Here is a 24,235-nt window from a genome sequence, read left to right as displayed (position 1 = left end):
AATGAATGTTATCGTTTAACTTTCCTTTTCAAATACTACATCCATGAAATTCACCGTATTATCTGCTGCTGCCCTACTAATACTGGCTGCATGCCAAACGCCTGTAAGCCAGTCTTCTACCTCCGAATCCAAACTCCGTCAGCAGATCGCTGAAATCGCCGCTACCATAGATGGACAAGTTGGCGTATCCATCCGTAACCTCGATACCCGGGATACGGTCACTTGTAATGACAGCACTCATTATGTGATGCACAGTGTTTTCAAATTCCCCATTGCCATGACGATCCTGCACCAGGTAGATCAGGGAAAACTGCAACTGGAACAAAAGATCTATATCGATAAAAAATGGATGGTGCCAAATACGCATAGCCCGCTACGAGACTCCTTTCCTGCCGGTAATATGGACATTCCCTTATCCAGGTTACTGGGTCTGATGGTTTCGCAAAGTGATAACATTGCCTGTGATGTACTGATAGATCTTGCCGGAGGAGAAAGTGCCATCAATGAATATATTCACTCCCTGGGTGTAAAGGATATTGCCATTGTAGCCAGTGAGGCCAAAATGGCTTCTTCCTGGGATGTACAATTCACCAACTGGAGCACCCCTACTGCTATGATTGAACTGCTGGAGATATTAAACAAAGGCACTGCTTTGTCTAAAACTACAAATGCATTCCTTTGGAAAGTAATGACGGAAACCACTACAGGGCCGAACAGGCTCAAAGCCCTACTGCCGAAGGATGTGGTAGTAGCGCATAAAACAGGAACTTCCGGAAGCAAAGATGGTGTGCATCCTGCAACGAATGATGTGGGGATCATTTTCCTGCCGAATGGGCAAAAGCTGGCCATTGCGGTGTTTGTGTTTATGAGCAAAGCAGATGAGGCAGCAAGGGAAGGAGTGATCGCAAAAATTGCAAAGGCGGCGTATGATGATGCAGTGGCTAAGAAGCCGTAACCAAAAAGCTAACAAAGAAAGAGCCCTTCCGTACGAAGTCCTTAAATTTTGCACTGCGCTTCTTTTAACAATAAACTACGAAGCCGTCCGGATATCTCCGGACGGCTTCTTTTTCATAAGCATTATTCAAGGTTTTTCAACAAACTATATGAATGACAAATGTTCGTATTGTTTCCTGAGGATAGCCTGATCGTCTGCTCCCAGCCACTTTTTCAGCAGTGTAGCATACACGTTCTTAAAATCCACTTTATACTGCAGGTCCCCTTCCTGCAGATTACCCAGGTCCGGCCCCTCATTCAGTACACCTTTCTGCTGCAATCCGCCACCTATCAGGAACATATTATTAGCTGTTCCATGATCTGTTCCACCACTCGCATTCTGCCCCACACGGCGGCCAAATTCAGAGAAGGTCATCACCAGCACATCTTTGAAACGATCGTTCTTTTTCAAATCTGTAGTGAACACCTGCAAAGCATCGCTCAACTGCTCAAACAATCTTTGCTGCTGTTGCTGCTGCCCTACGTGCGTATCAAAACTACCATGTGAAACATAGTAAACACTGGTATTAATATCCGTCATGATCAGCTCCGCGATAGTTTTCATATTGCGGCCTAATTCTGTTGTCGGATAGGATTCCTTGCTTTTATATGTTTTGAACTGTTGCTGGATATAGGCTGCAGAGGAAATAGTTTCTGCCATTGTTTTGTAGAGATAGCCCACATTCTGATGTTCATCATCATGTTTCTGCTTATCCAGCAGTTCTTTGAAATAGCGGTCGTTACTGGCGCCGAACAAACGTTGCGGATCAGTGAGCGCCAGGCCTTTTACAGCATCTCCTTTTAAAGCCATGCTGAGCGTATCATCTATTTCCAGTGCCTGCGTGGGTTTATCACATCCTTTACATTGCGCATCCAGGTAACGGCCCAGCCAGCCCGTGCCCCAGTAATCCTTGGAATCGCTGGCGCTTTGCCAGATGTCCATAGAACGGAAATGTGAACGGTCAGGATTAGGATATCCTACGCTGTTGAGGATGCCTAATGCACCATCGTCATACAGGGCTTTGAAACTTTTCAGTGCGGGATGGATGCCCAGTTCATCATTGAGCGCCAGTGCCTGTTCTCTTTTGATGCCAAGGGTGGGCCGCATCTTATAGTAAATATCGTTGCGGTATGGGATCACGGTATTGAGGCCATCATTGCCGCCGGACAGCTGCACAACTACCAATACTTTGTTGCCGGGAGGGACAAGGTTGCCCTGCTCCATAGCCTTCAGGAATTTAGGCAGCATCAGACTGGCTGAAGCGAGTGAGCCTACTTGTAAGAACCTGCGTCTGTTAACTTGCATAGTACTATGGATTTCGTTTAACACAATTGGTATTCCGGTGTGCTCATTACATCAATCGTAACTGTTTTGATGTAATTCTCACGGGTGGAACTATCCGAATATTTTTCCAGTAATTGTTTATTGATCGAACTATTCTTTAGCAGCAGGGACTGCGCGATCTGATCTGCGAGTTGTTCGCGTGGTGTATCCTTAAAATCTTTCAGGTAAGGGTCCCAGTCTACTTTTGCATTCACCTTGCGTGCATATTGTTTCTTCAGGAACTCATTCACCTGCATCGTCATTTTATAGTTCGAACCCTCTCCCATTTCCGGTGTGATCTCTTTAGGGCGGATATTAAATTCCTGCGAATACAAAATGATCTGCGGCACCCGCATGCGGAACATGAGGCTGGAACTGTCTATCCAGCTGCGTCCGCCAGGCCAGCCGGCTACGTTGGGAGGATAGAATAATACCTGGCCCATCACGCGTTGAAATACCAGCATCGCTTCTTCCTGTTCAAACTGCATGGGAATGGATTTACGCAATCCTACCAGTAATTCAACAGGCGATTTGATCTTACAGCCAATGTTCTTTTCTTCGTAGAACCAGTCCGCTAAAAAAATCTCCTGCATTAAAGCACGCAGATCGTAATTGGACTGATAGAATTTATCGGCGAGTTTATTTACATGCGCTTCATTCACTTCTTCGTTTACGAAGTAGCGATAGATCTTGGCGGTGATGTATTTGGCCGTTTGTTTTTGTTCCAGCAGAATAGCAATCACATCATCTCCATCAAACTTACCGGTTTTACCCAGCAGCGTTTTATTCCCTTCATCATGAAAATTCTTTCTGAACTTAAACTGCCCTACTTCATCAAATCCCCATCCCGTAAAAGCCCTGGCTGCTTCTTTCACATCTGTTTCCGTATAATTGCCACGGCCCATAGTGAATAATTCCATTACCTCACGGGCGAAATTCTCATTGGGTTTTTGCTTACGGTTCTGCTGGTTATTGAGGAAGGCCAGCATGGCAGGTGTTTTGGATACTTCCCGCAGCAGGTCTCCGAAATTGGACAGCCCATGCTGGCGGATCACCTGCAGCAACTGTTGGTTGTACAATACATTCTGGGTACGGCAGGCAAAATGCCCATGCCAGAAGAGCGCCATTTTTTCCCGCAGGGGGTGTGGGTTATTGATCATGGAATGCGTCCACATCACATTCAGATCCTTGATACCATCCGTATTCATACGCTGTACCGCCCTGCGTTCTTCCGCACCCATATTACGCTGGCGCTGGTAATCCGGCAGGTCTGTTTCATCAATCACTTTTACGGGATCAAGTGCAGCAGCTTCAGGGCCAAGGATCAGTTTTCGTACTACTTCCTTCCTTCTCTTTTTTGCCCAGGAATTGATCACGGGGAGGCTTTCGCCAAATCCCGCTCTCCAGGCAAGGTGCTGCAATTGTGTTTGTTCTGAAACAGCCATATGCAAAAGAATTTATAGATAGTGAGACGTACTAATGCATGCAAAGTTTAACCGGGAGTGTCCCGATTACACTAAAAAGTACAAAATTCGTTCCAGAGGGGGTGAAAAATTTAATAAACGTTCATGTTCTTGTCGATCTCCAGCGCCCAGGCGTGGATACCGCCGGTTACATTAAACACCTCGTTAAAGCCGGATTGCACTAACTGCTGTGCCACTGCTTTGCTGCGCATTCCATGATGGCAGATCACGGCAACAGGTTTCTTTTTTGCCAGGCCGGCAATGGAAGCTTCGATACGGCGCATAGGGATATGGAGCGCTCCATCTATGTGGCAGATCTCCCATTCTTCTTTTTCGCGTACATCTACCAGCTGAAAATCAATGCCCTGCTCCAGCCATTGTTGTAATTCTTCCACAGAAAGGTGCTGCATATGCTGCGGATCGCAAACACTATCCCCATAACTTTCCTGCAGTTCGCTGATCTTATGGTTGGCGGGAATATTCTGAAAAGTAAAGATCTGATGGGTATTATCGAGGATATTGATCGTTAACAGCTGATTGGCCAGCGGCTCCCCGATATGGCAGATCACTTTTACGGCTTCGTTGGCCTGGTAGCAACCAATAATTCCGGGTAATATGCCTAATACACCCACAGCGTTACAATCAGGTGCAATACCTGGTTCAGGGAAAAGGCAACGGTAAGTGGCACTGCCCTGGTAATTGAATACGCTCACCTGCCCTTCGAATTCGTAAATAGCCCCGGATACAAATGGGCGGCCCAATATCACGCAGGTATCGTTCACGAGGTAACGTGTGCCGAAATTATCGGAACAATCTATCACCAGGTCGTATTGCGCTACAATATCCAATGCATTGGCAGTAGTCAGAAAAGTATTGTGTGGGACTAAATTCACCTCAGGGTTGAGTTCTTTCAACCTGTTTATGGCGGTTTGCAACTTTGGCTTCCCATCATCTTCCGTACGGTATAAAACCTGGCGGTGAAGATTAGTGAGAGAGATGGCATCCTGCTCAATGATCCCTAATTTTCCTACGCCCATTGCCGTAAGATATTGCAGCACCGGCACTCCCAGCCCTCCTGCTCCCACTACTAAAACAGCAGCTTCCCGGAGTAAATCCTGTTTATCAGGCCCAAAACCATTAAGGCGAATTTGTCGGTCGTATCGGTTCATATGATGTATTCTCTACTCTAATTTCGGCATTTTTTTAACAGCTGTCAATAGTCTGCTTTTAATTGCTTCCAAATATTCTGAATAGGGCCGGAAACCGGTATGGTAGCCACTCCAACAAGTTTGCTTTTTACGTATTTCATCCGGTTATCCAGGTCGGGATGACTGCTTAACCATTCTGAAGTAACACCGCCTGTACCGGTATCTTTTTTCAGGGTATTGAATAACCAGATATATCCTTCCCCGTTAATATGCCTTTGTTGCAGCAATTGCAATCCATTCAGGTCCGCTTCCTTTTCCAGTTTGCGGGAATACTCCAGGCTTTTGAGTGTATGGGCATTTTCCACCAATACAGCCCCCAGCCCGGTAACATCACCAAACACCATGGAGATCATGGCATAAGTGCCTACACTTTGTACAAGGGAACGGGTGGTATGCCGCAATTGAACATGCGAATATTCATGTGCCAGCAATGCCGCCAGTTCTTCCGGATGTTGCATTTGTTGCAGTAGTCCGCTAAACACTACAATGTGCCCTCCCGGTATGGCGAATGCATTCGTTTCGGCTTTATCCACCACGGTTATTTTCACCGGGTAAACAGAAGATATATTCAGTTCTTTATAGAACTGGTTAGCCAGTTCCGTTTGTTGGGGTAATACCTTAAAATCTTTGATGATCGCTTTGTAAGACTGCTCACCGAATTTCACTTCATACTCAATGGGTAATGCATTGGCTACACGGCCGGCAGCATACGGTAATAGCCAGAACCAGGCTGCGGCGATCAGTGCAATGATAAAAAGAACGATACCGGCGACGGCCATTAATGGGTTAGAGGGCCTGCGTTTAATGCGTTGCTGTACTATCGAAGCGAACTCATCAGAAGGGACATACAGGGTTTGCAAGGGAAGGCCTGTATGATGTAAAGTATGCTGTTTTCCCAGCACTACATTATACCAATACCAGAAAACAGTGCGCGGGTTACCATCTGCATCTTTCAAATGGATCTCAATTCGTTTGTTAGTCACCGTTACTTCCGCGGGTTTTATATTATCCGGAGAATCGTAAGAATATGTTCCCTGGTAGGTTTGCATAGGTATTAATGTTTGATCCGTTTACTCATCACCACCAGGTCCACCCAGTTTCCATTCGTTTGCTGAAGCCCCTGTGGTATGCGGCCGTGTTCAATAAAATTAAAATTGCGATATAACTGAATGGCCCTTTCGTTAGTGGCCAATACTTCAAAATGTATAGTGGTAATGTGCCGATGTTCTTCCACCCAACGGATGGCGGCTGTTAACAACCGGCGCCCGATGCCCATGTTCCAGTATTTATGTAATACGGCAATGCCCAGCAGGGCCATGTGTTTTTGTTTCTGAAAACGGGCCTGGTTCAGGCTTAAAGTACCTACCACTGCTCCGTCCACTTCCGCTATCAGGAAAAGATTATCAGGATGCTCCTTGTAAGAACGGATGAAAGCTTCTTCTGCAGCAAGGTCAAACCGTTTTGCTTCTTCATGGGTATACAGCAAAAAATCTGTTTCCTGCGTCAATTGCAGGAAGCAGTCCAGGCAGGCCTGCGCATCCGAAACTTCCGGCGCGCGGATCACCAGTTTTTTGCCATTGGGAAGAAAGTGCTGCATGTTACAAATATAATAGAAAAGGCGACCCCGGGGCCGCCTTTCAGATTCATTTTAGTTACAACTCAGGATGCTTTCGCATGTTTGGTCACAAAAGCGAGTACAGCAGATTTTTGATCATCGGTGAGTTTTGCTTTACGCGCCATTCTGTCCATAATCCCAGGCCACTGACTAGCGGTTTTTGTTTCAGGGATCCTGTAACCGTGGCATTTTGCGCATTTCTCGCGGAAGATGGATTTACCGTCTGAATCTTCATACTTTGAAAAAGCTGCTTCTACTTTAGCGGTATCATTAGGATTGATGCCTTTGGCGCATCCCCATAACACCACTGCAATCAGAAAGAGTTGACCGAGTGTTTTCTTCATAATTTGCATTTTTGGACCTGTTAACAAAATAAAATAAAAAGCGCATAAGAAAACCTATGCGCTTTAAAATTTAATCTAACCGTTGCTTATACGGTCGCTTCCAAAATATCGTTGTAGCGCTTCCGGTATGTTAATACCTTCAGGTGTTTGATTATTCTCCAATAAACAGGCCAGAATTCTCGGGAGTGCCAGGGAGCTACCGTTCAATGAATGCAACAGCTGGTTCTTCCCGTTCTCATCTTTATAACGGATCTTCATCCGGTTGGTCTGGTAGTTTTCAAAGTTAGATACAGAGCTTACTTCCAGCCATTTTTCCTGTGCTGCGGAATACACTTCAAAATCATAGGTCTGTGCAGATGTAAAGCCCATATCTCCCCCGCAAAGGTTTAAAATACGGTATGGCAGCCCCAGGGATTGTATGAGCTTTTCCACATGTACCACCATCTCTTCCAGTACGGTATAAGATTGATCAGGCTTTACCAGTTGTACCAGCTCTACTTTTTCAAACTGGTGTAAACGGTTCAGACCGCGTACATCTTTACCATATGAACCAGCCTCTCTGCGGAAACAGGGTGTATAAGCCGTCATCTTTACCGGCAGGTCTGATTCTTTCAGGATCTCATCCCGGTAAATATTGGTAACAGGTACTTCCGCCGTAGGGATCAGGTAGAAGTTATCTTCTGTTACAAAATACATCTGCCCTTCTTTATCGGGTAACTGGCCGGTTCCATAAGCAGAGGCTTCATTCACCATATAAGGCGGCAGCATTTCTATATAGCCTGCTGCGGTATTGAAGTCGAGGAAATAACTGATCAGGGCACGTTGCAAACGGGCGCCTTTGTTTTTATATACAGGAAATCCGCTGCCGGTGATCTTATTACCCAGTTCAAAATCTATGAGGTCGTATTTCTTAGCCAGGTCCCAGTGTGGCACGGAACCTTCCGCCAATACAGGCTTTTGACCACCGCCACGTACTTCCACATTATCTTCCGGCGTTTTACCCACAGGTACATTAGCACCCGGCAGGTTAGGCAGTTTTACCAGTGTATCCTGTAATGTTTTTTCTACAGATGCCAGCGATTCGCTGATAGGGCCGAGGGCTTGTTTGAAAGCAGCCACTTCCTGCTTACGTGCTTCCGCTGCAGTTTTATCGCCGGATGCCATCAGCTTTCCTATCTCTTTGGAGGCCGAATTTACTTTCGCCTGTGTGTCATCATATTCCAGCGTCAGCTTCTTACGCTGATCATCTAATGCCAGTATCTCTTCTACCAGTCCGGGTTCTTTAAAATTCTTCACACCCAGTCTTTCCAGTACCAGCTCTTTGTTTTGACGAATAAATTGTACCTGTAACATCTGTATTTTCCTGTTGGATTTGGACAAAGATAACTTTAACTCAAATATTTCCCTACGATCGGTACACGGCGCCCTACACCAAAGGCTTTGGAAGACACGCGGATAATGGGGCAGAATTGGTTGCGTTTGTATTCATTGGTATTCACCATCTTCAGGGTACGGGCCACCAGTGCAGCATCGAAGCCCTGTTCAATGATCTCCCGGGGTCCCTGGCGGCGTTCTATATACTGGTACAGGATCTTGTCCAGCACCGCATAATCCGGCAGGCTGTCGCTATCTTTCTGATTGGGCCTGAGCTCTGCGGAAGGGGCTTTGTGAATAATGTTATGGGGGATGATCTCCTTATCCCGGTTGATGTATGTTGCGAGGGCATATACCTGCATCTTGTAGACATCGCCGAGTACGGAAAGGCCTCCTGCCATATCTCCGTACAGTGTACCATAACCTGTGCTCAGTTCACTTTTATTGGAAGTGTTCAACAGGATATAGCCGAACTTGTTAGACAAAGCCATCAGCAGGTTTCCGCGGATGCGGGACTGGGTATTCTCTTCCGCCACATTAAAAGGCAGGCCATGGAAGAAGGGGTCCAGCGTATCCAGGAAGGTTTCGTAAATATTGTTGATGCGGATGATGTCAAAAGGGTTCTCCAGGTTTTTGGAGAGCGCAACGGCATCATCTACGGAATGTTCTGTTGAATAGGGAGAAGGCATAGCAACAGCCCTTACATTGTCTTTACCCAAAGCAGTGACTGCCAGGGCTAATGTTACAGCGCTGTCTATTCCTCCGGAAGAACCCAGGATAGCTTGTTTGAAGCCCATCTTCCCGAAATAATCCTTTATACCTAACACAATCGCATCATGGATGCGGTGGATATTATGATCAAATTCCAGTGCGGTGATATCTGAAGTTCCATGGAAAGGCACAGCTGTGGCCAGGTCTGCTTTTGCCAGTGTATCCAGGTCCACACCTGCCATCGCTTCTTCAAAATAAGGCAGCTCTTTTACGATATTACCCTGCCCGTCAAAGATCAGCGATCCTCCGTCAAACACAATCTCCGTCTGCGAACCCACAGTATTACAATAGTACATGGGCAAACGGTACTTGCGCACATTCTCGCGGATGATCTCTTTCCGGCTTTCATCATGATCATAATCGAAGGGAGAGGCAGAGAGGTTCAGCATTACATCGGGCGACTGTTCCATCAGCCGGTCCATAGGGCAAACACGGTATAATGGGTTGTTGCCGAGGTTCCAGATATCTTCACAAACAGTAACCGCCAGTCTCTTTCCTTTGAAAGGCACTACATTCCATTCATATGCAGGTTCAAAATAGCGGTGTTCATCAAATACATCGTAGGTAGGCAGTAAAGTTTTGTGAATGATCTGTTTCACTTCTCCTTCATAAAGGAACCATGCTGCATTGAAGAGGTCTTTTCCTTCCCGCACTGGGTTTCTGTGTGGTGCCCCTACCAATACGGCGGTTTTGGTAGTATGTGCTTTGATCTCGTCTATAGCGGCATAACTCTTTGCAATGAAATCCTCAAACTCCAGGAAATCCCTCGGCGGATAACCACATACACACAATTCAGAGAACACTACAAGGTCTGCCCCCTGCTGCTCTGCCGCTTTAATGGCAGTAATGATCTTTGCTGTATTCGCTTCAAAATTCCCGATGTGGTAGTTCTGCTGGGCTAAAAAGATATTCATCCGTTCATTTTTACACTGCAAAGGTACGGTTAAAAATAAACCCCTAAACGTAATATGAAACTGTTGATGTTTACTTTACCATCGTCCCATTTGCCATTCTTTGTGGCATCCACAAAGCCGTTCTGGAAGTTGAAGCCAACAATACCCGTGAGTGTTTCCGTGAGCGGATATTCAATACCAGCGCCTAAAAGCAGGCCGGCATTTATTGGGGTGATATCACGTAGTACATTTTCTTTATCAAATTTCTGCAGGCCGCTGATCACATTGGCCCTTGCTCTTACAGGGAAACCGGCAAAACCACCGAACTGGCCCCAGATGCCTATACCTGAACTGGTGTTGGTTTTAAGTTTCAGGGCAAAAGGCACTTCCACATATTGTAAACGAAGGTCGTATTCAGTAGGGGCTGTTTTGAATTTATCAAGTCCTTTGCCGGCATCGTACATCAATACACTCCCCATGTGGCTGATCTGCAGACCGGAAGCGATTGCATAATTGCCTGATTCATCCAGGAAGAAGTCTGCCATTACTCCATAGCTGAAATAAAATTTACCCCCGTTGCGTTCTATACCGTTTTCCTGCGGGCGCATGATAGAAACGCCCGGATCGATCTTAAAGCCAAAACGTACCTTGCGGCCGATATCCCCGGAAACACGGTCACTGAATGTTTGTGCATTTGCCTGCATGCCAGGGGCTAAACAGGTAAATACGAAGATCAAAGATTTCAATAATACGTTCTTATTCAATATTTTTACCATTTCTAAAGATTTAACAGGCGATGCAAAATTACTCGAATAATAATATCCTGCGTAGCATTTTAGTGGTGTTGCTGTTATCCGGTTGCAGTACAGGCGTGAAAGTTCCCGATGTCAGTCATATTCCCATCAATGTTACTATAGATAGATTCGACAAGCAGCTTTTCCGCATTGATACCAATAACGTTTTGGCCGGTATAAAATTGCTGGATAGCACCTATCCTGATTTCATGCCTGTTTATATCAAAGAGATCATGAACTTCGGGGCACTGGCAGATACCAATCTGCTGCTGGAGCCGCAGATGCATCAATTCCTTACCAACAAAGACTTCCGGGGGCTGCAGGATTCCGTGGAAGCACATTTTGCAGATATCAAACCACTGGAAAAAGACCTCACACAGGCTTTCCGCCTTACTAAATATTATCTCCCTGCTTTTCATGCACCAAAGGTGATCAGCTTTATTTCAGCCATCGGCAATTATGCAGCCTTTACAGTGGATTCAATATTGGCCATTGGGCTGGATATGCACATGGGCGCAGATTTCCCGGTTTACCGTATGTTGCCAGATTATCCTGATTATGTGATCAGAAAGTTCACGCCGGAGTATATCACCACCAATGTAATGAAGGTATTACAGCAGAACTATTACCCCCTGCGCGATGAAAATGTAAAACTTATAGAGCGTTTCATAGACCTTGGCAAGCAGCAGTATTTTCTGGAGAAAGTATTACCGGAGGTACCGGAATATATCAGGCTGGGCTACACGAAAGAGCAGCTGAAATACTGTAAAGAGAATGAACAGATGATCTGGCAGCATTTTGTGCAGAATAAATTATTGTATTCAGGTGACTGGCAGGATGTGGTGCGTTATACCGCAGAAGGGCCATCTACACAGGGATTGCCAGGAGAAGTTCCGGGTCAGATCGGAGCATTCACAGGATACCGCATTGTAAAAAAGTTCATGGAAAAACATCCTGATGTAACGCTGGAGAAGCTATTAGGTACGAAGGATGTGATACAAATATTCAATGAGGCGAAATACAGGCCTTAGTTCATTTTGAAGGGAACTACCATCTGGAATTCCGGGATCTTTACTTCGAATAATTTCTTATTCAGCTGGTTTTCCATTTGATAGGTACCATACATTTTGCCGATCTCTGTACGCAGGTTGGAACCTGAAACATACTGATAGCTTTCTGATGGTGCAAGCAGCGGTTGAACCCCTACAACACCTTCTCCCTCCACTTCCCGGTGGGAGCCATTTGAGTCGATGATATACCAGTGGCGTCTCAACAGCTTGATCGGAAACGTATTGTTATTCTCTATAGTGATCCGGTAAGCAAACATAAACTCGCTGCCTATAGGATTGGAATAATCAGGTTGGTAAAACGTTTCCACGCTGATGGTAATGCCTTCGGTGACTTTCTTTACCATAATGATCAACCTTTAACGTAAAAATAAGGAAAATAACCGCGTTGTAACTTTTTTTTCCACTAAGGGTTTCGTTTTAACGAATCTTTAGGTTATTTCTACGCCGTCCAGTTCCTGAACATTGCTCTCCGCAAGCCTGGCGGCCTTTTCAAAGCGATTGGCATGATATCCTACCCTCATCCAGTCCAGCACATACTGCCATAAAAAGCCCCAAAAGCCATTTTCCCTGTATTGTTTTACATGGCAAACCTCATGCCGTACCCATCCGGTATGGGCCAGGAATTGTTCCCGGCTTACGCCGTATAAATGGATCACATGCCCAAAAACGATAGCCATCCTGGGGCTTTTCATCCTCCAGGCGGCTATCCGGGCTATAGTTGAATTTTCTTTGATCCGGCAGCGAATGGTATCCATTCCTGCAATTTACTTCCCACCCAGAGAAAAACGGCGGGAAATATTGAATCCCCATCTGAACTGACCTTCCAGCCAGGTAGAGGTGGTTTCCGGGATGAATTGATTCTCCAGGATGGCGGTAGAATTGGTGAAATTCACGCTGAACACGTGTCCGCCGGTTTCGATCTCCAATCCTACACCCAATGGGTTATAGAATTTAACCCCTCGGCCCTCAAAGTAATCTTTGCTGGCCTGCTCGCGGAACGGCAGGAAGTAATCTACCACCAGCGCCATTCGTTTGGAAAAGCGTAAACGCCCTCCCACACCTACTGCAAACATATCATTCACATCCATATGCACTACCCGGTTACGGTGAATATAAGTAGGCAGCACTGCGAGAGACAGGATGTTGCCGAATTTGCGGGAAAGGATCACCTGCCCTGTATAGCTCATACGGCTGCTGAAATTATCAAAATAAGCGGCATCGGATTCTACCGTACTGCTCTTCATAGAGGTCACTACGGCATTTCCGAAAACGGTGATGCCCAATGGAATACGGTTATCCAGGGTTTGCTGTAAAATTTTGAACTTGGCCAGCCCTTCATATAGCTGGGAAAAATTACCACTTCCCTTGGCACGGCTAAGCCCAACCATGAGACGATCGGTAATTCCATACTCAAAAGCAATGCGGATGTCCGTAGAATTATCTATTCCAAAGAAGGTTTTGGAACCTCCCGCATCCCCGCCCAGATCACCAAAACGGTGTGCCACGCGGAAATCCAGTTCTCCTTTTTTAAGGGTTTCGTTGGACTGGCCATTGATAATACGGGTGCTCTTGAATGTAGCTATCACGGGGCCTTTGCTAACGGAATCTTTTCCGAACATCTTACTAAGATCGTCCTGCGCCATAACTGCCGGCGCTACGAGCAAAAGGGCTGTGAGCATGCGGATCTGCAACATATTGTTGGTTTGAATTTATTTAGTAACTGGTTGATAATCGGCATTCACCGTAACTTCTACTACCTCGGCAATGTTCTTCACTACCAGGCTGGGGATCTTGATCTTATGATCAGCCACCGTAACATTGAATTTGGAGTTCACATTGAACTTTCCATCCCTTACGGTGATGGTGCCCTTTCCTTTATAGGATTTTTCCACACCATGCAGGCTCAGCACGCCTTCCACGGTTACTGGATAAGTGCCGTTCTTTGAAAAATCCACGTCTTCTGCAAACTTGCCTTTGTATTCAGCGAAAGGGTACTTTTCACTTTCTACATAGTTCTCATTGAAGTGTTCCTGCATAAGGGCTTTCTTAAATTGAAAAGTATTCATGGGTACTTTAAAATAGATCGCCTTTGTTTTAATATTAATGGCAGAAACACCCCGTTCGCTGGAAGCGCTGATATTTTCCAGCGGTGCGCTGGAAAAGAAGCTGAGCTTGGGTGCTTTGCAGGAATAGACCTCCTGCCCTATGCCCGCCAGGCAGCTCAGCAAAAAGGTGCTCAGGAATAATAATTGTTTCATACAGCTTGGTTTGGTTCATCAATCGGGCATGCCTTTTCCTATCCAGCAGGCAATGGAATCCCTGGTAGCACGCGAAAGTGCAGGATAGGCCATCACTTGTGGCATATCCGCATTGGGACCAGTTACCCGCAGACGGAACATGGCCTCATTACCGTTGACGTAAGTTTTTAATTTGGCAAGGGTAGAAAAATCAGCTACCACAGGTGATCCGGATCCGGGATGGCAGGCACGGTTGGTACAGTTCTCCTGTATGATGGCATACATACGGGCACTGGTGATCACCGCGGTATTGCAGTCCACTGAAGTGCTCGCAGGAGCAGGCCCCTTTTCTGAAGTACAACCGATGCAGAAAATAAAAACCAGGCCGGTCAATAATTGTTTCATAGACTGTTGAGTTGGTGAATTACAGGTTTTCATGGATTTAAATACGCAACTATATAGGGAACGGTTGCCTTTCACGAAAGATAATAATTATTTTTGCTGTCAAACATACCGGCCGTGAATATTGAACAGTTATACCAGGTTTACTTAAAGCACCCCAACGTGCAAACAGATACCCGTAAATTACAACCGGGCGATCTTTTCTTTGCATTACGCGGACCTAACTTCAATGGTAACCAATATGCAGCAGCGGCATTGGCTGCCGGGGCTGCTTATGCAGTAATAGATGATCCGGCCTTTCATACAGACCCGGAGAAGATGCTGCTGGTAAATGATGTACTGCAAACCCTGCAGGAACTGGCCCTGCATCACCGGCAACAATTTAATATTCCTTTTATTGCCATTACCGGCACTAACGGTAAAACCACTACGAAAGAAATGGTGCGTACCGTTCTGGGAGCACAATACCGTACCTGTGCCACCGTAGGCAATCTCAATAATCATATAGGCGTGCCCTTAACCATCCTCAGCATCCCCCAGGATGCAGAAATGGCCGTTATTGAAATGGGCGCCAACCACCAACGGGAAATTGCAGGGTATTGCACCGTTGCACTTCCGACCTTCGGCCTTATCACCAATGTTGGGAAAGCCCACCTGGAAGGCTTTGGTGGAGAAGCGGGTGTGCGCATTGCCAAAGGGGAATTATATGATCACCTGAGAGAAACCGGTGGTACTGCTTTTGTTTGCAGCGATTATGATTATTTGCTGGACATGAGTAAAGGCATCGGCAATATTATCACCTATGGCCAGGGGAAAGCGGATTATACCGGCAAACCCATTCCAGGAAAAGCTTTCCTGGAACTGGAAACAACGGAAACAGGGCATATCAGCACCCACCTGGTGGGAGATTATAACTTCCCGAATGTAATGGCAGCTATTGCCATTGGCTTATATTTCAAGGTGCCCGCAGAGAAGATCAAAACAGTGATTGAAGGGTATATCCCCTCCAATAACCGCTCACAGGTGGTGCATCGCGGCAGTAATGTATTTATCATGGATGCTTACAATGCAAACCCATCCAGCATGAAAGCTGCCATTGAAAACTTTGCAGGCATCCATGCTGAGCAGAAAGTACTTCTGCTGGGCGCTATGAAAGAATTGGGAGAAGATAGCCTGAAAGAACACCAGGCACTGGTAGATCAGTTACAACGTACGCACTGGAAAGCTGTGATATTAGTAGATGGTGATTTTGCCAAAGTGAACCATCCCTATATCTTCCTGCAAAATGCAGAAGAGGCCAAAAAATGGGTGCGCCAACAGGGTCTTGAGAACACTTATTTCTTAGTGAAAGGGTCCCGAAGTGTAGGAATGGAAAAGGTTTTACCGGAATCTTAAAGGGGCTGAAAAAATAAACCTGCGAGTTAAAAAACCCACAGGTTTTCATAACCTATGCCAACTTTAGAGTATTTTAAAAGCCCTGAGGCCTTGCATTCTTTTCTCTAAATGAAGTAAGTTTCCCTACTTACTCTAATACAACATGTACCAAAGTAAAAAGGTTTAAACAGAAAGCGATTTTTTAGGAATTAAAGTTCAACTGCCTGATTATCACAGCTGAATTTCCTGTGTAAGTTCTACCAGTACACCATTTGTGTTCTTTGGGTGTAAGAAGCAAACCAGTTTGTTGTCTGCCCCCTGTTTGGGTACTTTATGGATCAGCTCAAAACCTTCTCCTTCCAGCCTTTTCATTTCCGCATGAATATCAGCTACTTCAAAAGCAATGTGATGAATGCCCTCTCCTTTCTTCTCCAGGAATTTTGCAATAGCACTGTCCTCCTTCATTGATTCCAGCAATTCTATCTTGGTTTCTCCCTGCTGAAAAAAGGCTGTGGTCACGCCTTCTGAACTTACTTCTTCTTTTTTATAACAAGGGGTGTTCAGCAGTTTTTCGAAGAGCGGGATGGAAGCAGTAAGCGATTTTACAGCAATCCCGATGTGTTCCACTTTTAACATAGCTATTATTGATGGGCTTATAGAGAGCCCCAAAAGTAGAACTTATATCGTAATTTTGCAGTATGCTGAAATTGCCTGTATACCTGGATTATAACGCTACCACTCCTTGCGACCCAAGGGTACTGGAAGCTATGATCCCTTACTTTACAGCACATTTTGGCAATGCGGCGAGTCGCAATCATAGCTTTGGCTGGTCTGCGGAAGAAGCAGTGGATGTAGCCCGGGAACAGGTAGCCACGCTGATCGGAGCAGATAAAACAGAGATCGTTTTCACCTCCGGTGCCACGGAATCTGTGAATCTGGCCATCAAAGGGGTATTTGAGACATATGGCAGCAAGGGCAACCATATTATCACAACAGAAACCGAGCACAAAGCTGTGCTGGATACCTGCAAACACCTTGAAAAGCAAGGCGCTGCGGTAACTTACCTCCCGGTAGATCATCAGGGCATGCCTGACCTGCAAGCCCTGGAAGCTGCCATCACAGAACAAACCATCCTCATTGCCGTGATGTATGCTAATAACGAAACAGGGGTGATCCATCCCATTCGTGAAATTGGCGCCATTGCTAAAAAACGGGATGTGCTGTTCCTGACGGATGCTACACAGGCTATTGGCAAGATCCCCGTAAATGTGCTGGAGGACTATATTGATCTGTTAGCATTATCTGCCCACAAACTCTATGGTCCCAAAGGAGTGGGTGCTTTATATGTTCGCCGGAAACAGCCCAGGGTGAAATTAATCGCCCAGCAGGATGGCGGAGGTCACGAAAGAGGCATGCGCTCCGGCACTTTGAATGTTCCGGGGATTGTAGGGCTTGGCAAAGCCTGTGAACTGGCAGGTGCCGAAATGGCAGCCGAAAGGAAAAGGCTTTCTGCCCTGCGGGACAAACTGGAAAAAGCCCTGCTGGCGCTCGAAGAAACCCATACAAACGGGTCCATCACCCACAGATTGCCACATGTCTGCAATATTTCATTCAAATATGCAGATGCCAACGGCCTGATGATGGGTTTTAACAGGCAAATTGCCGTATCTTCAGGCTCAGCTTGCACTTCAGCTACTGCAGAACCCAGTTATGTGCTGAAAGCAATGGGGCTGAGCGATGATCTGGCACACTCTTCGCTACGTTTTGCTGTAGGCAGGTTCACTACGGAAGAAGAAGTGGATTTTGCCATCCGGGTAGTGACAGACACCGTACATACTTTAAGAGAATTGAGTTCGTTAAATAGTTAAATGGAGAAGACATGATTTTCATAAGCGATAAAGCAAAGGAAAAAGTAGAAGCGCTCAGGGCAGAAGGTACACTGGCATCAGATTCCTTCCTGCGTGTTTCCGTAGTAGGCGGAGGTTGCTCCGGCCTTAGCTATAAACTGGATTTCGATAGTGAAACCAAGCCTAAAGACCAGGTTTTTGAAGATAAAGGCATTAAAGTGGTAACAGACCTGAAAAGCTTCCTGTACCTCTGCAACACCACCCTGGAATTCTCTGATGGCCTCAATGGTAAAGGGTTTTATTTCAATAACCCTAACGCCAGCCGCACCTGTGGATGCGGAGAGAGCTTCGCAGTATAGTTTTTGTAGCATACATTTTATTTAAATAAAGCCGCCTGGATACTTTCCGGGCGGCTTTTCCATTGAATATATTTTTTCTTTAACATAATTTTCTCCCTGACGGCCATTATATTTGCTGCATTGACCGCCTTATGTTAGCAATATTTAAAAAAGAGATACATCAGTTTTTCAGCAGTATCACCGGCTACCTGGCCGTTATCCTGTTCCTGCTCGCCAATGGCCTCTTCCTCTTCGTATTCCCGGAAACCAGTTTGCTGGATGCCGGTTATGCCAATCTGGACGGCCTTTTTGAGCTGGCCCCCATGATATTCCTCTTGCTGATACCCGCTATTACCATGCGGAGCCTGGCGGACGAGTTCAAAACCGGCACCATGGAACTGCTCAGCACCAAACCCATTACCTGGTGGCAGATCGTTTGGGGTAAATTCTGGGCCGCCGTGCTGATCGTACTCATTGCATTATTGCCCACCCTGGTTTACTATGTAGCCATGGCGCAACTTTCCGTTTCCAATACCGGTTTGGATAATGGCAGCATTATCGGTTCTTACATAGGGCTGTTCCTGCTCGGCAGCACTTTTACTGCCATCGGCATCTGGGCGTCCTCCATTACCAGCAATGCCGTGATCGCTTTCCTTGTAGCTATTTTCACCTGTTATATATTCTATAATGGTTTTGACGCGTTAAGCAAAGTACCCGTCTTCAGCGGCGGAGCAGATTATTATCTGCAAATGGCCGGTATCCGCTATCATTATAACTCCATCAGCCGTGGGGTAATAGATAGCAGAGACATCATTTACTTCTTAAGCGTAACGGGGCTGATGCTCTATCTGACTAAAATTTCGCTGGAACGCAAAATATGGCAGGGATAATTATGGAAGCAACAAGAACGGATAAACGAAAGAAATACCTGCAACGTACCCTGGGTATCGTGGCATTACTGATAGCAGTGAATATTGCGGCTTCTTATTTTCATGGCCGCTGGGACCTTACAGCTGAAAAACGTTACACCCTTGCCCCTTCCACCCGCGCACTGCTGAAAAACCTGGATGCACCGGTTACCATAGAAGTATATCTCAAAGGAAATTATCCCGCCGGTTTTCGCCAGCTGGCAGATGCTACCCGCGAATTGCTGGAGGAATTTCAGCAGTACGGTGGTAATAATATCCGCTTTTCTTTCGTGAACCCCGGAACGGAACTGCCGGACTCTATGCGCATGCGTTACCAGGATACATTGATGTCCAAAGGCATACTCCCTTTCAATTTACAGGTACAGGAAGATAGCAAGGATGCTTATGCAGAGCGGCTTATTTTTCCCGGAGCACTGTTAACTTATAAAGGCCAGGAAAATGGCATCAACCTGCTCAAAAGCCAGGGCGGCCTGGATCCCATGCAGGCGCTCAATAGCTCTGAAGCATTACTGGAATATAAATTCGCACATGCCATTTACCAGTTGCAACAGCCGGAACGCCCGCTGGTAGGCTATATGCTGGGGCATGGAGAACCGGAAGGCAGTAATGTGTACGATGCTCTCAAAACCCTCCACGAGATCTACCAGGTAGATACCATCAACCTGAAAACTACTCCCTTTATCACCCGGGAATTTGCCGCCATCCTTTTTGCCCGCCCCCTGGAAAGTTTTACAGATCAGGATAAACTGAAAATAGACCAGTATGTTATGAACGGCGGCAAAGTGATCTGGTTCCTCGATAACCTTACTGCTGCCACAGATAGTTTAAGGGGCAGAAGTTTTATGGCTTTACCCCGTGACCTGAAGCTGGAAGACCTTCTCTTCAAATACGGTGTACGTGTAAACCTGGACCTGGTAATGGATCTGCAGAGCGACATGATTCCGCTGGTTGTTGGTAATATTGGTGACAAACCACAGATCCAGCCCATTCCCTTCCCGTATTTTCCGCTGCTGGCTTCCACTAACGCACATCCCATCGTCAAAAACCTCGACCTGGTGATGAGCCGTTTTGCGAACTCAATAGATCTTATTAAAGACGAGAACATCAAAAAAACCGTACTGCTGACTTCTTCTGCACACAGCAAAACAGTGAACGCACCGGTAGAGATCAGCCTCGAAAGTGTACAGCAGCAGCCCAATCCAAGGGAATACCGCATGCGGAACATCCCTACAGCCGTTCTGCTGGAAGGCCGTTTCCCCTCTCTTTTCAATCACCGTTTGAGCATTGGAGAACAACAAGCGATACGAGGCTTATCCGGCGTGCCTTTCAAAGGAATAGCCGATACTGTTAACCGGATGATCGTAGTGAGTGATGCAGATGTTATTTTCAATGCTTTCTCCCAGAAGAATGGTCCCATGCAGATGGGTGTTAATGAGTTTAATCCGCAATATGTGTTTGCCAATAAAGAGTTTTTCCTCAACAGTATGGAGTACCTCACCAGCAAAACACCCATTATGGATACCCGGAATAAAGAACTGACGCTCCGGTTGTTGGATACGGAGAAGATTAAAAAGGACAGGACCAAATGGCAACTGATTGCCTTTATAGTGCCCATAGGGGCTATATTGCTCTTTGCTATGGTGTTCCAATTCATCCGCCAACGCCGTTACGCAGCATAAACACCCGTTTTCCCCGGAAAAGGACGTTATAATATATTATCTTTGCAGTTCAATAAATTTTCCTCCTTTCATGACATCGCAACAATGGACGTACATCGTTTTTGGTATTGTTATCGTCTTGGCCCTTATTTTCGACCTTGGATTGCTGAGTAAAAAAGGAGAAATAATCTCCATTAAAAAGGCATTAATCCAAACTTCATTCTGGGTTGCCCTGTCACTTGGCTTCTTCGCATTTATATGGTATGAAGATGGCAGCCGCTTAGCGGTTGAATATCTCAGCGCCTACTTAATGGAATGGTCGTTGTCTATCGACAACATCTTTGTGTTCATCCTCATTTTCGGTTTCTTCAAGATCAAGGAAACAAGTTATGCCCGGGTACTGCTGATCGGTATCCTCATGGCCATTGTTTTCCGCGCCATCTTTATTACCGTAGGTGTGGCCCTGATCGCACAGTTCGGCTGGATACTCTATGTATTCGGTGCCATCCTGATCTACACAGGTGTTAAAATGTTCATCGTAGACCAACACGAAGAATTCAAACCGGAAGAAAACTTTGCCTACCGCTTCATGCAGAAGTACATGCGTATCTCTCACCAGGAACCGAATGGCAGATTCACCATTAAACATAGCGGCAAAGTATACCTCACCACACTTTCAGTAGTGGTAGTAATGCTGGCCGTAACAGATATCATCTTTGCACTGGATTCCATCCCCGCGGTTTTTGCGATCTCAAAAGAACCACTGGTGGTGTATACTTCCAACATCTTTGCCGTACTGGGTTTACGCTCATTGTTCTTCCTGCTGCGTGGTGCAGTGGATAAGTTCGATTACCTGCAACAAGGTATCGCCATCGTACTGGTGTTCATCGGTTTAAAGATGCTCGCAGAGATCTGGCATTTCAAATTGCCCGTATGGGTATCGTTGGTAGTGATCATAGCCTGCCTGACAGGTTCCATCATCTACTCTATTTACAACGACAAAAAATTACCTGTTAAGCCTGAGGGCGAGTTCGAAAAATAGTTGATCCGAAAGCGTTCAGGAGTAGAGTCCCTGAACGCTTTCCTTTTATATAAAAAACCATATAAAGTTGTATACAGCAGAAAGTATCAGCAAGATCCTTAAGGGGGAATTGCTGCAACAGACCGGGAATGCGGAGATAGAACAAATTTTGCTGGACAGTCGCAAATTGCTTATTCCAGAAACCTCATTGTTCATCCCCCTTGTTAGCGAAAGACGAAATGCCCATCAGTACATAGAAGAAATGTACCAGAAAGGTGTCAGTAATTTCGTGGTCAGTGAACCTATGTCCACTGCCCAATTTCCAAAAGCCAACATCATCCTGGTGAAGAATTCTCTCCAGGCACTGCATACGTTGGTAGCTTATCACCGCCATCAATTCCAGATACCGGTAATAGGTATCACAGGCAGTAACGGTAAAACCATCGTAAAAGAATGGCTGTTCCAGTTACTGGAAAAAGATTATAACATCGTACGCAGCCCTAAAAGTTATAACTCGCAGATCGGCGTACCACTCTCCGTGTGGCAAATGAAACCGGAGAACCAGATGGCCATTTTTGAAGCAGGCATTTCCCAACCCGGTGAAATGGTGAACCTCGAAAAGATCATCCGTCCCACCATTGGTATTTTCACCAATATCGGCGAAGCACATAATGAAGGCTTCCTCAACATCCGGCAAAAGGTGAATGAAAAACTCATCCTCTTTATGAAGAGTGATGTGCTCATTTACTGCAAAGATTACCTGGCCCTGAATGAATGCGTGAACAATTTCCATAACCTCGTTGGGAAAAGGGAAATTGATAATGATCTGCAGCTCCTTACCTGGAGCCGCAAAACAGATGCAGATCTCCGGATCATTGGTGTCGACAAAAATGATAATCATACCCGCATAGATGCATTGTACAAACAGGAGCCACTCTTCATCCGCATCCCTTTTGTAGATGAAGGCTCTATTGAAAATGCCATTCATTGCTGGGCACTCATGCTCTACCTGGGTAAATCACAGGCAGTGATCCAGGAACGCATGAACCTCCTGGGCAATATTGCTATGCGCCTGGAAATGAAACAGGGCATCAACAACAGCACCATCATTAACGACAGTTACAATTCTGACCTTGGCTCCCTGGCCATTGCCCTCGAATTCCTGCAACAGCAACGTCAGCATCCGCAACGCACCGTGATCCTCAGTGATATTTTGCAAAGCGGAAAAAGCGAAGGCTCCCTGTATGAGGAAGTAGCCGGCATGCTGGAAAAGAAAGGCATTCAGAAACTGATCGGCATTGGCAAAAATATTTCCCGGGAAAAACAAAGCTTCTCTAAAATAAAGAGCAACTTCTATCCTACCACGGAAGATTTCCTGAAAGAAGTGAACCCTGCAGATTTCCAGAATGAATCCATTCTCGTGAAAGGCGCACGGGTGTTCAAGTTTGAGCGCATCGGTAAATTACTGGAACAAAAAGCACATCAAACCATCCTCGAAATAAATCTGAGTGCTATTGCCCATAACGTGAAACAATACCAGGCTTTATTAAAACCCGGTATTAAGTTAATGGCTATGGTAAAAGCATTCTCCTATGGCAGCGGAAGTTTTGAGATTGCAAGCCTGCTGCAGTTCCACGGCGTAGATTACCTCGCAGTGGCGTATGCAGACGAAGGTGTGGAACTCCGCCGGGCAGGAATTACCCTGCCTATTATGGTAATGAATCCGGAGCCCAGCACTTTTGATGCTATCCTGCAATGGAACCTGGAACCTGAATTATATTCCATGCACATCCTCGAACAATTTGAGGAAGTAGTTCGGTATGCGAATAAAACAGATTATCCGGTACACATTAAACTGGATACAGGCATGCACCGCCTTGGATTTGAACAGGCAGACCTGGATCAGCTGGCCATCCGGTTGAAGGAAGACGGCTTATTCAAAGTACAATCCATTTTCAGTCACCTTGCAGGAAGTGAAGACCCTGCCATGGATGCCTTTACGCGTAAGCAGGCACAGCTTTTCACGCAAATGAGCGCATTATTGCAGCAGCAGCTGGGCTATGCCGTGATCCGCCATATTGCCAACAGCGCGGCTATCCATCGCCACCCGGATCTGCAGCTGGATATGGTGAGGCTGGGTATTGGCATGTATGGTGTAGATAGCACAGCTTTCCAGGATAAACTGCGGAATGTCAGCACCCTCAAAACCACCGTGGCACAGCTCAAACGTATACCGGCAGGGGATACTGTGGGATATGGCGGAAAATGGAAAGCAAAAGTTCCTTCCCTGATCGCCACCGTTCGTATAGGCTATGCAGATGGGTACGACAGGAAGCTGGGTAACGGAAACGGTAAAATGATGATCCGCACAAAGTTAGCCCCTGTTATTGGCGTGGTGGCCATGGATATGTTAATGCTGGATGTTACACATATCGCTGATGTTCAGGAAGGTGATGAAGTGATCGTGTTTGGTGAAGAACTCACCGTACAGCAATTGGCCAAATGGGCTGATACTATTCCTTACGAAATACTTACCGGAATTTCACAAAGGGTGAAAAGAGTGTATTTCCAGGAATAAAA

General features: G+C 46.0%; 24 protein-coding genes. 9 read left to right on the top strand and 15 right to left on the bottom strand.

What is annotated here, in order from left to right; translation table 11 throughout:
• Window positions 1-43: 43 nt before the first annotated feature.
• On the top strand, window positions 44-955 hold the full coding sequence (gene bla, locus AAHN97_RS27120) for a class A beta-lactamase, subclass A2 (protein ID WP_343305208.1): 912 nt from the start codon (window positions 44-46) through the stop codon (window positions 953-955).
• 144 nt (window positions 956-1,099) lie between these two features.
• On the opposite strand, the gene AAHN97_RS27115 is transcribed toward bla, so the two are convergent.
• The 9 genes from AAHN97_RS27115 to AAHN97_RS27075 all read right to left on the bottom strand — a co-directional run bounded on the left by AAHN97_RS27115 (window position 1,100) and on the right by AAHN97_RS27075 (window position 10,761).
• On the bottom strand, window positions 1,100-2,299 hold the full coding sequence (locus AAHN97_RS27115; protein WP_343305207.1) for a DUF1501 domain-containing protein: 1,200 nt from the start codon (window positions 2,297-2,299) through the stop codon (window positions 1,100-1,102).
• A 17-nt stretch (window positions 2,300-2,316) separates the two neighbouring features.
• Entirely contained in the window at window positions 2,317-3,762 is a 1,446-nt protein-coding gene (locus AAHN97_RS27110) for a DUF1800 domain-containing protein (protein WP_343305206.1), read from the bottom strand.
• Between the two features lie 110 nt (window positions 3,763-3,872).
• On the bottom strand, window positions 3,873-4,949 hold the full coding sequence (locus AAHN97_RS27105) for a ThiF family adenylyltransferase (protein WP_343305204.1): 1,077 nt from the start codon (window positions 4,947-4,949) through the stop codon (window positions 3,873-3,875).
• A gap of 44 nt (window positions 4,950-4,993) precedes the next feature.
• Window positions 4,994-6,037, bottom strand: a complete 1,044-nt coding sequence (locus tag AAHN97_RS27100; protein ID WP_343305203.1) for a M48 family metallopeptidase — start codon at window positions 6,035-6,037, stop codon at window positions 4,994-4,996.
• A 5-nt stretch (window positions 6,038-6,042) separates the two neighbouring features.
• Window positions 6,043-6,585 (bottom strand): GNAT family N-acetyltransferase, encoded by a 543-nt coding sequence (locus AAHN97_RS27095; RefSeq protein ID WP_343305202.1) that lies wholly within the window; start codon window positions 6,583-6,585, stop codon window positions 6,043-6,045.
• Between the two features lie 62 nt (window positions 6,586-6,647).
• Complete coding sequence (locus AAHN97_RS27090; RefSeq protein WP_343305201.1) at window positions 6,648-6,947, bottom strand: hypothetical protein; 300 nt, start codon at window positions 6,945-6,947, stop codon at window positions 6,648-6,650.
• Between the two features lie 75 nt (window positions 6,948-7,022).
• Window positions 7,023-8,300: a serine--tRNA ligase gene (gene serS / locus AAHN97_RS27085; protein ID WP_343305200.1), complete on the bottom strand. Its 1,278-nt coding sequence runs from the start codon at window positions 8,298-8,300 to the stop codon at window positions 7,023-7,025.
• A 35-nt stretch (window positions 8,301-8,335) separates the two neighbouring features.
• Entirely contained in the window at window positions 8,336-10,006 is a 1,671-nt protein-coding gene (locus AAHN97_RS27080; protein ID WP_343305199.1) for an NAD+ synthase, read from the bottom strand.
• Between the two features lie 29 nt (window positions 10,007-10,035).
• The gene (locus tag AAHN97_RS27075) at window positions 10,036-10,761 is read right to left on the bottom strand and encodes a porin family protein (protein ID WP_343305198.1); all 726 of its coding nucleotides are present in this window, start codon (window positions 10,759-10,761) and stop codon (window positions 10,036-10,038) included.
• A 20-nt stretch (window positions 10,762-10,781) separates the two neighbouring features.
• Between AAHN97_RS27075 and AAHN97_RS27070 the strand changes: the two genes are divergently transcribed.
• Window positions 10,782-11,810, top strand: a complete 1,029-nt coding sequence (locus AAHN97_RS27070; RefSeq protein ID WP_343305197.1) for a hypothetical protein — start codon at window positions 10,782-10,784, stop codon at window positions 11,808-11,810.
• On the opposite strand, the gene apaG is transcribed toward AAHN97_RS27070, so the two are convergent.
• From apaG to AAHN97_RS27045, 5 genes are all read right to left on the bottom strand, one after another.
• Window positions 11,807-12,193, bottom strand: coding sequence for a Co2+/Mg2+ efflux protein ApaG (gene apaG / locus AAHN97_RS27065; RefSeq protein WP_146859995.1), 387 nt, complete (start codon window positions 12,191-12,193; stop codon window positions 11,807-11,809). The genes AAHN97_RS27070 and apaG overlap by 4 nt on opposite strands.
• Window positions 12,194-12,277: 84 nt before the next feature.
• The gene (locus tag AAHN97_RS27060) at window positions 12,278-12,604 is read right to left on the bottom strand and encodes a DUF4157 domain-containing protein (protein ID WP_343305196.1); all 327 of its coding nucleotides are present in this window, start codon (window positions 12,602-12,604) and stop codon (window positions 12,278-12,280) included.
• Window positions 12,605-12,613: 9 nt separating this feature from the next.
• Entirely contained in the window at window positions 12,614-13,543 is a 930-nt protein-coding gene (locus AAHN97_RS27055; RefSeq protein WP_343305195.1) for a DUF5777 family beta-barrel protein, read from the bottom strand.
• A 15-nt stretch (window positions 13,544-13,558) separates the two neighbouring features.
• Window positions 13,559-14,107: a YceI family protein gene (locus AAHN97_RS27050; RefSeq protein WP_343305194.1), complete on the bottom strand. Its 549-nt coding sequence runs from the start codon at window positions 14,105-14,107 to the stop codon at window positions 13,559-13,561.
• 18 nt (window positions 14,108-14,125) lie between these two features.
• Window positions 14,126-14,491, bottom strand: a complete 366-nt coding sequence (locus AAHN97_RS27045) for a hypothetical protein (RefSeq protein ID WP_343305193.1) — start codon at window positions 14,489-14,491, stop codon at window positions 14,126-14,128.
• A 93-nt stretch (window positions 14,492-14,584) separates the two neighbouring features.
• Between AAHN97_RS27045 and AAHN97_RS27040 the strand changes: the two genes are divergently transcribed.
• Window positions 14,585-15,883: a UDP-N-acetylmuramoyl-tripeptide--D-alanyl-D-alanine ligase gene (locus tag AAHN97_RS27040; RefSeq protein ID WP_343305192.1), complete on the top strand. Its 1,299-nt coding sequence runs from the start codon at window positions 14,585-14,587 to the stop codon at window positions 15,881-15,883.
• A 210-nt stretch (window positions 15,884-16,093) separates the two neighbouring features.
• Here AAHN97_RS27040 and mce read toward each other — a convergent pair whose 3' ends face one another.
• Complete coding sequence (gene mce, locus AAHN97_RS27035) at window positions 16,094-16,498, bottom strand: methylmalonyl-CoA epimerase (RefSeq protein ID WP_343305191.1); 405 nt, start codon at window positions 16,496-16,498, stop codon at window positions 16,094-16,096.
• A gap of 62 nt (window positions 16,499-16,560) precedes the next feature.
• Between mce and AAHN97_RS27030 the strand changes: the two genes are divergently transcribed.
• The 6 genes from AAHN97_RS27030 (at window position 16,561) to AAHN97_RS27005 (ending at window position 24,233) form a co-directional block, all read left to right on the top strand.
• Complete coding sequence (locus AAHN97_RS27030) at window positions 16,561-17,730, top strand: IscS subfamily cysteine desulfurase (RefSeq protein ID WP_343305190.1); 1,170 nt, start codon at window positions 16,561-16,563, stop codon at window positions 17,728-17,730.
• An 11-nt stretch (window positions 17,731-17,741) separates the two neighbouring features.
• Complete coding sequence (locus AAHN97_RS27025; RefSeq protein ID WP_343305189.1) at window positions 17,742-18,068, top strand: HesB/IscA family protein; 327 nt, start codon at window positions 17,742-17,744, stop codon at window positions 18,066-18,068.
• A 131-nt stretch (window positions 18,069-18,199) separates the two neighbouring features.
• Complete coding sequence (gene gldF, locus AAHN97_RS27020; protein ID WP_343305188.1) at window positions 18,200-18,937, top strand: gliding motility-associated ABC transporter permease subunit GldF; 738 nt, start codon at window positions 18,200-18,202, stop codon at window positions 18,935-18,937.
• 2 nt (window positions 18,938-18,939) lie between these two features.
• Window positions 18,940-20,655, top strand: coding sequence for a gliding motility-associated ABC transporter substrate-binding protein GldG (gldG, locus tag AAHN97_RS27015; protein WP_343305187.1), 1,716 nt, complete (start codon window positions 18,940-18,942; stop codon window positions 20,653-20,655).
• 70 nt (window positions 20,656-20,725) lie between these two features.
• On the top strand, window positions 20,726-21,676 hold the full coding sequence (locus AAHN97_RS27010; protein WP_343305186.1) for a TerC/Alx family metal homeostasis membrane protein: 951 nt from the start codon (window positions 20,726-20,728) through the stop codon (window positions 21,674-21,676).
• A 67-nt stretch (window positions 21,677-21,743) separates the two neighbouring features.
• Window positions 21,744-24,233 (top strand): bifunctional UDP-N-acetylmuramoyl-tripeptide:D-alanyl-D-alanine ligase/alanine racemase, encoded by a 2,490-nt coding sequence (locus AAHN97_RS27005; protein ID WP_343305185.1) that lies wholly within the window; start codon window positions 21,744-21,746, stop codon window positions 24,231-24,233.
• Window positions 24,234-24,235: the final 2 nt, after the last annotated feature.

Source organism: Chitinophaga niabensis (assembly GCF_039545795.1).
GTDB classification, from domain to species: domain Bacteria; phylum Bacteroidota; class Bacteroidia; order Chitinophagales; family Chitinophagaceae; genus Chitinophaga; species Chitinophaga niabensis_B.
This window is presented reverse-complemented; position numbering and strand designations above follow the sequence as displayed.